The following is a 13374-nucleotide window of genomic DNA, read 5'->3' as shown; positions in this document are numbered from 1 at the left end:
CTGTGCACCCCTGCTTTGGCTAGTTCCGTTAACCAGAGTAGCGGCTGTTACGGAGGTGGCCGACAGTATTTACCAGGATCTAACGATGACTTCAGTCACCGGAAACAAATGCTGAAGCCCGCCACCTGAAACGGTGGCGGGCTTTCAGCTAATTTCCAGCGTGTAAGACTTACTTGCCGAGTTTGCGACGCTGCACGCGCGTACGGCGAAGCAGCTTGCGGTGCTTCTTCTTCGACATCCGCTTACGGCGCTTCTTGATCACAGAACCCATAGGGTTGTTCCTCGCGTTCTCTCTCTACCCTCGGCACGCACGCCGGTTACGTACGCCCATCTTCCGGTTCGCTCGGCGGCCGCCTGGCAACCAGTGTTCAGCTCCCGACCTGACCCAGATCGGCAGCGGGTAACACAACGGTGGTTCATCGTACCGGGCCAACCCACGGCGAACGAAACGGGCACCGATGTGCCCGGTCGCCGACACCGCCGACCGGCGTGCACACCCCGACTACCCGGCGTCGAAGTACGACGTCTGCAGGTAGTCGTGTACCGCCTTGGCGTGTACCCGGAACGATCGACCGACTCTGACAGCGGGTAGTTCTCCCGAGTGAACCAGCCGATACACCGTCATCTTGGAAACCCGCATCAGATTCGCCACCTCGGCAACGGTGAGGAACTGTGTTCCTCCACCGCCGATGACAGGACCGGAACTCGCAGAGCTGTTTCCAGACATCATTGCGCCACTGACCTCCGGCACGTCCGCGCCGCCGGCTTCCCCACCGGCGGAACAGACACGCACGTGCTCCCTCGAGCTTAGCGTGACCAGTGGGATTGCTGCGACGGGTGGGAGAAATAGCAGTGTCACCAGCGGATGTCACGTCACACCCGGCGGCCACCGCGCGGTTACTCGCCGGTCGCCCCCTGTTCGACCGAGCGGCGCTTGGCCGCGTGCAGCGCCTCCCAGAACGCCGAGCGCACGCCGCCGCGCTCGAGCTCGCGCACGGCCGCCGCGGTCGTCCCCGCCGGCGAAGTCACCGCGGCACGCAACTCCGCGGCATCCTGGCCGGATTCCTCCAGCAGCGCCGCCGAGCCGAGCATGGTCTGCACCACCAGCTCGGTGGCCACGTCCCGAGTCAGGCCGAGGCCGACACCGGCCTCCACCATGGCCTCGACCACCAGGAAGAAGTACGCGGGCCCGGAACCGGACACCGCGGTCACCGCGTCCATCCGGCTCTCGGCGACGGTGACGACCTTGCCGACCGCGCCCAGCAGTTCCGAGACCGTATCCAGCTCGGCGGATTTGGCGTAGCGTCCGGCCGCGATCGCGCTCATGCCCTGGCCGACCAGCATCGGGGTGTTCGGCATGACCCGCACCACCGGGAATCCGGCGGGCAACTTCGACTCCACCCGCGCGGTGGTCACACCGGCGGCCAGCGACACCAGGATCTGATCGCGGTCGTTGTCGAGTTCGAGTTTGCCGAGTTCGGTCAGCACGGCGTCGACATCGTGCGGCTTCACCGCGACCACCAGCACATCCGCGCCCGCCGCGGCCTCGGCCAGACTGTCGGTGACCCGGATACCGAACCGCTCGCTCAACACCTGCGCGCGGGCCGTCACCGTCTCGACCACGACCAGATCCTTACCCGGTCGCCCGGCCTCGAGCAGCCCGGCAATCAACGCCTCGCCGATCCGTCCGCCACCGATCACCGCAATTCTCGTCATGAGGCCCAAGGCTATCCGTGCGCGGCGAGCGATGCGGGGCAGGGGCGATCAGGGGGCCGGCGAGGCAGCGAATCAGCGCGGCAGGGGAATCAGCGCGAGCTGGCGGGTCTGCGCCACCACCGCGCCCGTGCTGTCGAGCACCAGCTGATCCTCGTCGAACATGCGCTCACCGATCTCGTGGGCGGTCGCGATGACCCGCAGCCAGCCCGGCGCGGGACGCCGCCGCAGGTAGGTGGTGAGCTGCACGGTCGGCGCCCAGCCGAACCGGCCCATATTCATCGGCACCGGCGGGCTCATATCGCCCGCCATCATGGCGAAATAGGCGGCGACGTCCGGATCGCTGCCGTCACCGGCGCGCGGACGGATCCACAGCCGCAGCCGCGGCTCGCCCTGCTCGCCGGAAAGGAACCGCGCCCAGGACGGATCGATCGCCACCGACGCGCCCCGTGCGACGTTGACCAACCGGCCCATCGGAGAATCCGGCGCGTCGTACCCCAGGGCGTCGGCGGGTGGCTCCGGCGGCATATCCGCCACGGTCTCGCGCCGATAGGCCGGTTCGGCGTCGTCGAGGTGACCGAAGGTGAACGCCGAATGCACCAGCGTGCGGCCACCCTGGACCAGATCGGCGTCGACCAGGCAGATCTGGCGGCCCGTCTTGCGGATACGGACCTCGTACTCGACCTCGCCGGGATCGGGGGCGCCGAGGAAATCGGTGCTCGCCGCGATCGGGAACATCTCGGCCAGATCGGGGTGCGTGGTGCGCAACCGGGTGGTGGCGGCGGCCGCCGACGAGGCGATCATGGTCCCGCCGTGCAGTTTCTTGCCGATCGTCCACACCGGATCGATGACGCCGCGATAGCGCGCGAGCTCCGCGGAAGCCTCCACCTCGGTCACCGCGCACACCCGGCTGAACGGTGCGTCGTCCAACTCCGGTCGTACCGTCTCGACCGCCAGTTCCGTCACCCGCCGCTCCTCTCCGTGGGCCCAGCCGGTTCCGGCCCGGCTCGTACACCGTATAAGTCTGCCGGAAGGTCGCTCGATTCCCTACCGGGTGTGACGAAGCTGTACGGGCCGAGCGGTGCCGGGCGGAGGCCGATCAACGCTGTCGGGTCGGTTCCCGCCCCGGCACCGGCTGCAGATTGTTCAGATGGGTGCGGGCGAACCGCAGCGACCGCCCGAGCATCGCCGCGCGGTCGGCGGTGGTCCGCGCGTTCTGGGTGTTCACCTCGATCACGGCATGACCATGGAAACCGTTGCGCACCAACGTTTCACACACTTCCACACAGGGCTGTGCACCCTCGCCGGGGATCAGGTGTTCGTCGTGCGCGGCGCCGCGCCCGTCGGCCAGGTGCAAATGCGCCAGACCGCTGCCCATACGGTCGGCCAATGTCAGCGCGTCCATTCCGGCGGTCGCGGTGTGCGACAGATCCAGGGTGTAGTGCCGGAAGCCGGTGTCGGTCGGATCGTAGGACGGACTGAACGCGGTGACGGAAAGTCCCGGTCCACCACGGCGTTCCAGCCGGCGCGCCGAGCCGGAGCGGCGCCCGAACAGCGTGTCGGCGCGCATGGGGAACATGTTCTCCACCGCGACCACGACCGGACTGCTGTCCTCGAGTTCGCCCACCTGCTGCGCGAAGCCCTCCGCATAGCGCCGCTGCCAGCGGAAGGGCGGATGCACCACCACCGTCGCCGACCCCAGCGCCTCCGCGGCCCGCACACTGCGTTCGAGCTTGGCCACCGGATCGGCGCCCCACACCCGCTGCGAAATGAGCAGACAGGGCGCGTGCACCGCCAGCACGGGCACCGAGTACCGGCGCACATACGACTGGACGGTGGCGATGTTCTGGCTGGCCGGTTCGGCCCAGACCATCAATTCCACGCCGTCGTAACCCAAGTCGGCGGCGTACCGGAACGCCGCCTCGGTGTTCTCCGGATAGACCGACGCCGTCGACAATCCCACCTGAACGGTGGGCCCCACCTGACCGCTGTACCCCACTTGCTGCTCCCTGCTCAGTTCGTGCTGAGAAGAAAGGCTAGCGGTCCGAGCGTCACGAAGATGCCCACAACGACCGCGATCACCGTGCTGAGGATGTCGTCGGTGCGGCGCAGTACGCGAACCAGCGCGACCAGACCGAGGATCACGACCATCGCCAGCACCAGGGCCACGAACGGCATGATGTCCCACATCTGCTCGAAGCCCTTGAACAGCAACATTCCCGCGACCGCAGCACCGACGGCCTGGCCGCCCAGGATCATCCACTGCCGGCGATTCAGGTCCTCGACCGATCCACGGCGCGGAGCCGGCCGGCTCAGCTGCGGCAGTTTGTCGCGCAGCGAGAATCCGCGCGCCGAGAATCCGCGCGGGGCGGCCCGGCGCCGGCGCGGGGCGGCCTCGATCTCCTCGTCGTCGAGCAGATCGTCGTCGTAGTCGTCCTCGGGTTCGTCGAGTTCGACCGGTGCGTAGAACTCGGTGCGCGCCTCGGCCGGATCGAGCAGATCGATGACCCCGCGGCGCGGCCCGCGATCCCGGCGCGCTGCGGCTTCGCGCCGCTCCTCACGAGCTCCGGCATCGCGCAGCAGATCTCCGGCAACGGTCTGTCCGGACAGCAGCGGCTGCTCGGAAGCGGCCAGCGACCATCCCGGCGACCGATCCTCGGCCGGCTCGTCCTCGTGGCCGCCCGGTCCGGATTCGTCGAAATCACGGGGAGCCGAAACCGGAGCACCCGGCCGCCGCCGGGCCGACCACGCGGGGAGAGCCCGGCCCGCGTCGGCGCCGTTGCGACCGCCCGCGGGACCGTCGGGGGCATCGGCCCTGTCGCGCCCCGGCTTCACACCGTTGCGGCGCGGCAGATCCGCGCGGCCCGGGGTGGGGTACTCGGGGGCACCGAATTCGCGGCCTGCCGGAGCACCGAATTCGCGAGGCGGCGAAGGAGTTTCGGGCGGGCGCGGCGGCGCCCAGGCAGTAGTCGGCGGCGTGGCGTCGGTTCCCATTCCGCCGCGGAACGGCGGCACCATCACGGTGTTGCGCTCGTCGGGCTCCGGCCGATGCCGGCGCCCGGCGCGGCCCGAATCCACCGGCGCCTCCGGGGCGGCGAACGAACCCGCCGCCTCCCGCTCGGCCAGCGCCTCCCGCAGTTCGCGGCGGGCGCGGCGGCCGGTGGGCGCCGGCGCGGAATCCACGCCGTACGGGGCGGGCGCGCCCTCCGGCGCGGCGTGCCGGGTGGAATCGGGCTGGGCGTCGTATCCGGGAGCGCCGTATCCGGGGGCCGCGCCGAACTCGGGCGACGAGCCGTATCCGCCCGGCGATTCGAACGAGGCGGGCGGTAAGCCGGTCGCCCCGTATCCCGGCGAGTCCCAGGAGTTCGGCGCGCTCGGCGCCTCCGGAGCGGCGGCCAGGGGATCGTAGAAACTGATCGGGCCGGACAGCGGTGATTCGGCTTCGTACCCGGGTACCGAGAGCTGGAAGTCGGGCATCGGTTCCGGATCCGGCTCGGCCTCCGGGGCGGCGTGCGAGGAGGAACCCTCCCGGACCGCCGGCAGGTCGCCGGTCAGGTCGGTGACCGCGATGCCGCGTCCGCCTCTGCGGCGCCGTCCGCCGCCCGACGCCGGAACTCCCTGGCCGTTGCGCGCCAGCAGTTCGGCGACCGACAGCTGGGTCGAATCCTCACTCATGCCGGCTCCTTTCCGATAGACCGCTGCCCGAATCGATCATCCCGATACGGCCTCGGTCGGGCCCGGCACTCCGATGGGCCGAGTAGTACCCGGACCCGGGTCGGTACCCAGGTCGGTATCCAGTTTGCGCAGGATCAGTCCTTCGCGCAGCGCCCACGGGCAGATTTCGAGCGTATCGAGGGACAATGCCCGCATACTCGCCTCCGCCACGAGCGCGCCGGCCACCAATTGCTGGGACCGGTCGGAACTGACACCTTCCAATTCTGCGCGATCGGCGGCGGTCATCCGAGAAATGAATGCGATCAACTGCCGCAGACCGGAACTGGTGAGACTACGCCGCACGCGCGGTCCCGCGGCCGAAGGGGCGGCTCCGGTCAGCCGGGCCAGCGAGCGGAAGGTTTTCGAGGTGCCCACCGCCAGATCCGGGCGTCCGACCTCCAGCAGTTGTTTGGCCGGGATCACCAACTCGGCGTCGAGCCAGTCCCGCAGCACCGCCACCCGCCGCTTACCCGGCGGATCGCCGTTGAGCCAGTCTCTGGTCAGCCGGCCCGCGCCCAACTGCAACGACAGCGCCGCATCGGGCGCCTCGTCGCAGCCGTTGCTCATCTCGAGCGATCCCCCGCCGATGTCGAGATTCAGGATGCGCCCCGCACTCCACCCGTACCAGCGCCGCACCGCCAGGAATGTCAGCCGGGCCTCGTCGACACCCGACAGCACCCGCAGATCGATACCCGCGCGCGAGCGGACCTGGGCCAGCACATCGTCGGAATTGGCCGCCTCCCGCAGCGCCGAGGTCGCGAACGGCATCAGCTCCACGCAGCCGGAAGTCTTTGCGATACTCGCGAATTCGGTGATCGTCTTGGTGAGCTTGGCCGCGCCCTCGGGCGTGATGCAGCCCGCGTCGTCCATATTCTCCGACAGCCGCAGCGTGGCCTTCGTCGAGCTCATCGGCATCGGGTGCCCACCCCGATGCGCGTCCACCACGAGCAGGTGGACGGTATTACTTCCCACATCGAGAACACCGAGCCGCACATGAATACGGTACCGGGGTCGGTGCGAGCACCGGAGGACGAATCCGAACTCCCCCGTCCCACCAGCCCGGGAGTGGGGCTCGGGCGGGGAAGCTGTTAGCGTCTGGCGATGTGACCGCAGGAGCATCCGCGCCCACCCCCCTCACGCCGGACACGGCGCCGACCGGGCTGCGACCAGCTGCGAAGATCGATCCGGCACCGGAGGTCGATCTCGACTTTCCGCGGGAGTGGATCGAATTCGTCGATCCGGCAAATGCCGAGCATCTGATCGCGGCCGACCTCACCTGGCTGCTGTCGCGCTGGACCTGTGTCTTCGGCACGCCGGCATGCCAGGGCATCATCGAGGGCCGCCCGGACGACGGCTGCTGTTCGCACGGCGCCTTCCTCAGCGACGACGACGATCGCAAGAAGCTGGCCAAGGCCGTGAAGATGCTCACGCCGCAGGACTGGCAACTGATGGACGAGGCGCGCGACCGCGACGGCAAGATCCGCAAGAAGCTGTATCTGGAAGAGGACGAACTCGACGACGAGCCGGCCATCCGCACTCGCCGCTACGAGGGCGCCTGCATCTTCCTCAACCGTCCGGGCTTCGCCGGCGGCATCGGCTGCGCCCTGCACACGATGGCCCTGCGCAAGGGCATCGAGCCGCTGACGGTGAAACCCGAGGTGTGCTGGCAGCTGCCGATCCGGCGCACCCAGGACTGGGTCGACCGGCCCGACGGCGAACAGATCCTGCGCACCACCATCACCGAATACGACCGGCGCGGCTGGGGCCCGGGTGGCCTGGACCTGCACTGGTACTGCTCGGGTTCGCCCGACGCGCATGTCGGCAGCCGCCCGGTCTGGCAGTCCTACGCCCCCGAACTGATCGAATTGATCGGGCAGCCGGCCTACGACGAACTCGCCCGGCACTGCCGCCGGCGCGAAGGGCTGGGACTGATCGCGGTGCATCCGGCCACGACCGCCGCCCGCGAGAAAGCGGAAACCGACCCGGCCGGGAATATCTGATCCGCCAACCCATTTCGTACGAATATGGGTATTGCGCCGGATACGCCGGCATCCGAGTCCTCCGTCGCCGAGACCGCGGCGGCAGTATCACGCCCCGCCGCACCTCGAATCCTGTTGATTTCCGGAAGTACCCGGCCGGGATCCACCAACACCGCCGCGTTGCGCACCTTCGCCGAAATCGCCGCACCGGAATGCACCGCGGAATTGTTCACCGGATTGGTCGATATTCCGGCCTTCGTTCCCGGCGATCAACCCGCCCCGCCGGCGGTGCGCGCGTTGCGCGAGCGACTCGCGGCCGCCGATGCCGTGGTGTTCTGCGCGCCCGAATACGCCGGCTTCATTCCCGGCAGCCTGAAGAATCTGCTGGAGTGGACCGTCGGGGCCGCGGATCTGCACGAGAAACCGGTGGCCTGGATTTCGGTGGCGGCCCCCGGTCGCGGTGAAGGTGCGATCACATCGCTGCGCACGGTGCTCGGATACGTCGGCGCGGTGGAAATCGAATCCGCGTGCCGGCGAATGACGGTGCTGGGCAGCATGGTCGGCGCCGACGGAACGATCGCGGACGCGACGGTGCGACAGGCTCTCGCCGAATCCGTCGCCGCGATCGGCGCCTATCTTTCGGCCGCGGCCGCGTCGCGGGAATTGTGAAGTATCTCTGTACGGTCATCGCCTCGCCATGCGCGCTTCACATACCCGTGATAGGCATAAGCCATGATGAGGAAATTCTTGGCTACTGCAGCACTCGCCGCCGGTGCGGCCCTGACGCTGGCTCCCGCCGCGCACGCCGACCCCGCCACCGATCCGGCGCACTACTCGCTGCAGAACGACAACTTCGTCGTCTACAACGACCCGGCGGTGCTGTCCGCGAAGGAAAACGGCAAGCAGGTCATCGTGAGCCCCTACGGCACCTCTCGCCCGATCGCGTGCCACGACGACACCGCGCCGCTGGACGACTGCTGGCAGCGTGACGACTTCGGCTGGTTCCAGCTGCAGAAGCAGGAGCTGCCGCAGATCGGCACCGCGTGGGTGCACGTCGTCTAGCCGACGGCAGCCGACGTCGATTCGACAAGTCGATACGGAAAAGCCGCGAGACCCGTCGGGCCTCGCGGCTTTCTCGTTTCCGCGGCTTCGTTTCCGGCGGGATCAGGCCTCGAGCTTGTACCCGAGCCCGCGCACGGTCACCAGATGTTCGGGCTTGGCCGGATCGGCCTCGATCTTCGACCGCAGCCGCTTGACGTGGACGTCCAGCGTCTTGGTGTCGCCGACGTAATCGGCGCCCCAGACGCGGTCGATCAGCTGGCCGCGGGTCAGCACCCGGCCGGAATTGCGCAGCAGGTATTCGAGCAGGTCGAATTCCTTCAGCGGCAGCGTCACCGACTTGCCGTTGACCTGCACGGTGTGGCGATCCACATCCATGCGCACCGGGCCGGCCTCGAGCACGCCGCTCTCGCCGGACCCGTCCATCTCCTCGCCGGCGCCGCGGCGCAGCACCGCCCGGATGCGGGCGATCAGTTCCCGTGAGGAGTACGGCTTGGTGACGTAGTCGTCGGCGCCCAGTTCCAGGCCGACCACCTTGTCGATCTCGCTGTCGCGCGCGGTCACCATGATCACCGGCACACTGCTGCGGGTGCGCAGCTGCTTGCACACATCGGTGCCGCTCATCCCGGGCAGCATCAGATCCAGCAGCACGATATCGGCGCCGGAGCGGTCGAATTCCGACAGCGCGGATGGCCCGTCGCCCACGACCGTGACCTCGAAGCCCTCCTTGCGCAGCAGGAACGCGAGCGGATCGGCCAGCGACTCCTCGTCCTCGACGATCAACACACTGGTCATCGGGTTGCCTCCACACCGTTTTGTCCGGTCCGCCGGCGCGGACCGTCGTCGTTCTTGCCCACCCCGATTGCGGTGGGGCTCTTCCTCTCCGCCGGGGCGGCGGAATTCTGGTTGCCGGATTCGACCGCGGGAATACGCAGCGTGAACGTGGAACCGGTACCCAATTTGCTCCACAACGTGATTTCCCCATTGTGATTGGCGGCCACGTGCTTGACGATAGCCAGCCCGAGTCCGGTTCCGCCGGTGGCGCGCGAACGCGCCTTGTCCGCGCGGAAGAAACGTTCGAAAACCCGTTCCTGGTCTTCCTTGGCGATACCGATGCCGCGATCGGTGACCGCGATATTGACGTGGCCGTTGCGCAGCGAACGGCTCACCGACACGTGCGAACCCTTCGGCGAATAGTTGATCGCATTCTCGACCAGATTCGACAGTGCCGTCACGAGCAGAGTTTCGTCGCCGAGTATCTCGAGCCCGCTGTTGGCGTCGGTGCTGACGGTAATTCCGGCGGCCTCGGCGGCGGTGCGGGACCGTTCGATCGCGGCATTGACCACGGTGTCGACGTCGACCGCCTCGAGCTGCGGCAGCTTCTCGGCCCCCTGCAGCCGCGACAGCGCGATCAGCTCGGTGACCATCTTGCCCATCCGGTTCGATTCGCTGACCAGTCGCTGACCGAAATGCCGCACCGAATCCGGATCGTCGGCCGACTCCAGCATGGCCTCGGCGAGCAGACTCATCGCGCCGACCGGGGTCTTGAGCTCGTGGCTGACATTGGCGACGAAATCGCGGCGGGTGGCCTCCATACGGGCCTGTTCGGAGTCGTCGTCGGCGAACAGCACGACGAAGTTCGAATCGCCGCGCGAGAGCGGACGGGCCACACCGCGCACGGCGATGCTGTTGCGGCCGGGCAGTGGATTCTTCAGCGTCTGGTCGAACTCGACGTCCTCGCCGGTCGCGATCACCTTCTCCACCGCGGCCCAGGCGCGTTCGTCCAGCAACCGGTTGCGGACCAGGCCCAGTTCCTCGGCGCGCGGGTTGACCAGCACCACGTCGCGATATTCGTCGACCACGGCGATGCCGCTCTCCGAGGCCAGCACGATCAGATCCAGCACCTGCGACATGGTCAGGCCGGATTCGGCCGCGCGACGCTCGGCTTGCCGGGCGTTCATGTACGGGATGACCAGGCCACCGACGGCCAGACCGACTACGGCCGCGAGGACTGCAAGCAGCACGGCCTGGGGAACGCTCACATAGAGAATCGTACGGTCGCGGACACGTACTCCAAACCCGGGTTGACGAAGTTTCGCGCAGGTCACGGCTGATTCCGCGATCGTTGGCCGGGTGTTCACACAAAGTTGGCCGAGCCCCGGATCGGCCTCGACCGGCGGTTTTCGGCCGCGTGGCAATGGTCGCGCGGACAGTTTGCCTTGCGGCACCGCACATCTGGAGGCCGCGCGAACCGCGCGTGAACACCTCCGGCGTGTCGGTCGGCCCGCGTCGCCCGGCCTCGCGGCGCCTGCCGGTTGTGAGGTGCGCCTCAATTCCGCGCCGCGGACACCTGCGGGAGACGCGCCGCGCGCACCGGCGGAAAACGAAAAGTCCCGGGTACGTACGCCGTTGTACGTTCCCGGGACCGTCGGGGAGTCCCCTACCGGATCACCAGCCGGAGTCTCCCTTGACCGGGATGTTGACGAAACTCGGGGCATTCGGATCCAGTTGCAGATGCTCGGGTTTCAGGCCGGTGTCGGCGAGCATCGGCGCGATCGGCAGGCCCTTGGGGAAGTTGCCGGCGAACACGTCCACCCGCAGCCGATGGCCCGGCGCGAGGACGGCCCGGGTGGCGGGCAGGGCGATATTCAGCTCGGTGACCTCACCGGGAACCGTGGGCAGGCGCTTGTCCAGCGAGGTGTAGGCCCGCGGATCGGTGTAGTCGCCGTTCTCGGAACGGGCGCTGTTCGCCTCGTCGACCTCACGCAGCGAGGCCATCAACTGTCCCGAGGACAGCACCGTCGACTGCCCGTCGGGCGCGACGTCGTTCACCGTCACCGTCCAGTAGCCGTCGGCGGCGTCCTGAACCGTGTTGAGCCGCACCGCGATCGGGCCCGAGATCGTGGTCTCGCCCGCGACCGGCGCACTGGTGAAGGTGAGCGCGTTGGTTTCCGCGATGCGCGAATCCGCGGCGCAGCCGTTGATGATCGCGAGCACGCCGGCGGTGGCCTGCGCGGCATCGTTGGAGCACACCGTGGTCAAACCGGGCGCCACCGTCAGACGCGTCGGCGCACCGGTGAATTCACCGGTCAGCGAGCCGTCGTAGACACTGTTCGCGGTGCCGCTGCGATCACCGGACAGGTACATGCGGCGATACTTCGCCGCCTCCTCGGCCGGCGCCGACGGCCCGAAACCGCCCTGGGTGACCCAGCCGCCGCCCTGTTCGCGCAGCGTCACCGGACCGTAGGTGTCGATGCCGTTGTCGATTCCCTTGAGCCACTTGTCGAACCACGCGCGCTGCAGGACGTCCAGCCGCGGCGGCAGGCCGGGCCTGCCGTACTCGTTGCCCGAGTTGAGGTGGTACGTGTTGCCCATGAACAGCTGCTTCTGCCCGGGCGGCAGCGGGATCTGGTTGTAGATCTTGGATTCGGAGTAGGTGAACAGATCGTGCCAGCCGCCGGTGACGAAGGTCGGCACCTGAATTCGGCCCGGATCACCGATCCACGCCTGCCGTTGCGCGGACATGTCGTTCAACATGTCCTTCACCCGCGGATCGAGGGTGTTCATATCGGTGTTGGTGTAGGCGTTCAGCAGGACGTCCATATAGGTGTACGGATCGCTGATCCGGTCGTTCAGCCAGGCGGTGTCGAATTTGCCGGTCACGATCGACTGCACGTCCGGGACCCATTTGAGGGTGTTGATCGCGGTGAGCCACAACGGAATGAAGTTGAAGCCGAAGCCGCCGCCGGGGGCCAGCACATCGTCGACCAGATCGCTGCCGGGCACCACCGGGAAGATCGCCTTCAGCGCGGGCGGCTGCTTCTCCGCGACCTGGACCTGATTGATGCCCGAGTAGGAAATGCCGGTCATCCCGACCTTGCCGTCCGACCACGGTTGCCGCGACGCCCAGTCGATCACCTCGACGGTGTCGCGCTGCTCGCGCTGCCGCAACATATCCCATTCGCCCTGCGAGAAGCCGGTGCCGCGGACATCGACGACGACCTGGGTGTAACCGCTCTTGATCAGCTGACGGTCGACGGAGAAGTTGCGGAGCTCGCCGCCGCCGAAGGCCTTGGTCAGATCGGTGACCCCGGACAGCGGGGTGCCACTCATATCGATCTGGCGGAACAGTCCCAGCAGCGCGTCGGACAGACCCGGAACCGAGCCCGCGTGATCGGCCAGATTCGACACCAATTTGGTGTAGGGCGTCATGTTCACGACGACCGGGGTACGGGTGTCGACCGGGCGGCTGGCGGCATCGGCGGGGCGGTACACATTGCCCTTCAGCACCGTGCCGTCGCTCATGGTGATCGGCACATCCCAGTCGATGTGGATGTTCGGATACTGCTGCGGGCCGTCCTCGGTGGCGGTCCACGCCGCGCCGGCGGCGCCACCGTCCGGGCCGGTCGCGACGGGTCCGGCCTGGGCTCCAGTGGCGAAGAACGGGACGGTCACCGCGGCGGCGACGGCGGCAACTGTGGCGCGTAACGCGTACTTCATCGAACGTGATCCGCCTCTCGAAATGGTCGAACGACCGAGAGTGTATCTACTGCGGAGTAAGTTGCAAACCAGCGGTTACAACTTCTGCAAGGAAAAGCTCTCAACTTCTCAGCCCCTCATCCACGTCGATGACCAGCGGAAAGCCCGGCGGTTTACCTACCGGAAGTTATCCACACCACTCCCCACCGGCCCGGACGCCACTACCGGCAGGGCAATTCGGGATACGAACCGCCATATGGGCAATTCGATAGCTACGAATCGGCAGAAGAGATGCAGCTCACAGAATGCCGAGTATCGCATATTCACAGGCGGCACCGGCGGAACTTCGACATTCGGAAATCGTTCGCACGCAGCGCCTTCGAGAGATACGACGACGCGCCGCGGTCGATGACCACGGCGCGTCGGAAAG

At 67.8% G+C, this 13374-nt stretch carries 13 protein-coding genes; 3 read left to right on the top strand and 10 right to left on the bottom strand.

The genetic code is table 11. The features are described 5' to 3' along the window. Window positions 1–169: 169 nt before the first annotated feature. The 7 genes from C8258_RS22315 to C8258_RS22285 form a co-directional block, all read right to left on the bottom strand. Window positions 170–271 carry a 30S ribosomal protein bS22 gene (locus tag C8258_RS22315; RefSeq protein WP_003402602.1) on the bottom strand — a complete coding sequence of 34 codons (102 nt, stop codon included), beginning with the start codon at window positions 269–271 and terminating at the stop codon, window positions 170–172. 231 nt (window positions 272–502) lie between these two features. Further along, the gene (locus C8258_RS22310; RefSeq protein ID WP_030516190.1) at window positions 503–730 is read right to left on the bottom strand and encodes a helix-turn-helix domain-containing protein; all 228 of its coding nucleotides are present in this window, start codon (window positions 728–730) and stop codon (window positions 503–505) included. Between the two features lie 167 nt (window positions 731–897). Then, window positions 898–1716 (bottom strand): pyrroline-5-carboxylate reductase, encoded by an 819-nt coding sequence (gene proC, locus C8258_RS22305; protein ID WP_106956872.1) that lies wholly within the window; start codon window positions 1714–1716, stop codon window positions 898–900. Between the two features lie 72 nt (window positions 1717–1788). Then, window positions 1789–2619 (bottom strand): thioesterase family protein, encoded by an 831-nt coding sequence (locus C8258_RS22300; protein WP_063012643.1) that lies wholly within the window; start codon window positions 2617–2619, stop codon window positions 1789–1791. A 193-nt stretch (window positions 2620–2812) separates the two neighbouring features. Next, on the bottom strand, window positions 2813–3676 hold the full coding sequence (locus C8258_RS22295) for a sugar phosphate isomerase/epimerase (protein WP_106956871.1): 864 nt from the start codon (window positions 3674–3676) through the stop codon (window positions 2813–2815). A 50-nt stretch (window positions 3677–3726) separates the two neighbouring features. Then, window positions 3727–5388 carry a hypothetical protein gene (locus C8258_RS22290; protein WP_106956870.1) on the bottom strand — a complete coding sequence of 554 codons (1662 nt, stop codon included), beginning with the start codon at window positions 5386–5388 and terminating at the stop codon, window positions 3727–3729. A gap of 36 nt (window positions 5389–5424) precedes the next feature. Then, a complete protein-coding gene (locus C8258_RS22285; RefSeq protein ID WP_106956869.1) occupies window positions 5425–6420 on the bottom strand; it encodes a Ppx/GppA phosphatase family protein in 996 nt (331 codons plus the stop codon). 167 nt (window positions 6421–6587) lie between these two features. On the opposite strand from C8258_RS22285, the gene C8258_RS22280 reads away from it, so the two are divergent. The 3 genes from C8258_RS22280 to C8258_RS22270 all read left to right on the top strand — a co-directional run bounded on the left by C8258_RS22280 (window position 6588) and on the right by C8258_RS22270 (window position 8468). Then, complete coding sequence (locus C8258_RS22280; RefSeq protein ID WP_106956930.1) at window positions 6588–7427, top strand: hypothetical protein; 840 nt, start codon at window positions 6588–6590, stop codon at window positions 7425–7427. 24 nt (window positions 7428–7451) lie between these two features. Next, on the top strand, window positions 7452–8075 hold the full coding sequence (locus tag C8258_RS22275) for an NADPH-dependent FMN reductase (RefSeq protein WP_106956868.1): 624 nt from the start codon (window positions 7452–7454) through the stop codon (window positions 8073–8075). A gap of 78 nt (window positions 8076–8153) precedes the next feature. Beyond that, window positions 8154–8468: a hypothetical protein gene (locus C8258_RS22270; RefSeq protein ID WP_143860062.1), complete on the top strand. Its 315-nt coding sequence runs from the start codon at window positions 8154–8156 to the stop codon at window positions 8466–8468. 102 nt (window positions 8469–8570) lie between these two features. Here C8258_RS22270 and C8258_RS22265 read toward each other — a convergent pair whose 3' ends face one another. The 3 genes from C8258_RS22265 to C8258_RS22255 all read right to left on the bottom strand — a co-directional run bounded on the left by C8258_RS22265 (window position 8571) and on the right by C8258_RS22255 (window position 12965). Continuing rightward, complete coding sequence (locus C8258_RS22265; protein WP_030516181.1) at window positions 8571–9260, bottom strand: response regulator transcription factor; 690 nt, start codon at window positions 9258–9260, stop codon at window positions 8571–8573. After that, window positions 9257–10507: a cell wall metabolism sensor histidine kinase WalK gene (locus C8258_RS22260; RefSeq protein WP_030516180.1), complete on the bottom strand. Its 1251-nt coding sequence runs from the start codon at window positions 10505–10507 to the stop codon at window positions 9257–9259. Before C8258_RS22260 ends, C8258_RS22265 begins: the two co-directional genes overlap by 4 nt. Before the next feature lie 406 nt (window positions 10508–10913). Continuing rightward, window positions 10914–12965 carry a CocE/NonD family hydrolase gene (locus C8258_RS22255; RefSeq protein ID WP_106956867.1) on the bottom strand — a complete coding sequence of 684 codons (2052 nt, stop codon included), beginning with the start codon at window positions 12963–12965 and terminating at the stop codon, window positions 10914–10916. Window positions 12966–13374 lie beyond the last annotated feature (409 nt).

The organism is Nocardia sp. MDA0666, from assembly GCF_003023875.1.
Taxonomy (GTDB): Bacteria; Actinomycetota; Actinomycetes; order Mycobacteriales; family Mycobacteriaceae; genus Nocardia; species Nocardia aobensis.
This window is presented reverse-complemented; position numbering and strand designations above follow the sequence as displayed.

What these genes read in the sequence shown, in the direction of transcription:
- proC (WP_106956872.1), bottom strand. Translation starts at nt 1,716, where the DNA reads ATGACGAGAATTGCGGTGATCGGTGGCGGACGGATCGGCGAGGCGTTG.
- C8258_RS22290 (WP_106956870.1), bottom strand. Translation starts at nt 5,388, where the DNA reads ATGAGTGAGGATTCGACCCAGCTGTCGGTCGCCGAACTGCTGGCGCGC.
- C8258_RS22275 (WP_106956868.1), top strand. Translation starts at nt 7,452, where the DNA reads ATGGGTATTGCGCCGGATACGCCGGCATCCGAGTCCTCCGTCGCCGAG.
- C8258_RS22265 (WP_030516181.1), bottom strand. Translation starts at nt 9,260, where the DNA reads ATGACCAGTGTGTTGATCGTCGAGGACGAGGAGTCGCTGGCCGATCCG.
- C8258_RS22315 (WP_003402602.1), bottom strand. Translation starts at nt 271, where the DNA reads ATGGGTTCTGTGATCAAGAAGCGCCGTAAGCGGATGTCGAAGAAGAAG.
- C8258_RS22310 (WP_030516190.1), bottom strand. Translation starts at nt 730, where the DNA reads ATGATGTCTGGAAACAGCTCTGCGAGTTCCGGTCCTGTCATCGGCGGT.
- C8258_RS22255 (WP_106956867.1), bottom strand. Translation starts at nt 12,965, where the DNA reads ATGAAGTACGCGTTACGCGCCACAGTTGCCGCCGTCGCCGCCGCGGTG.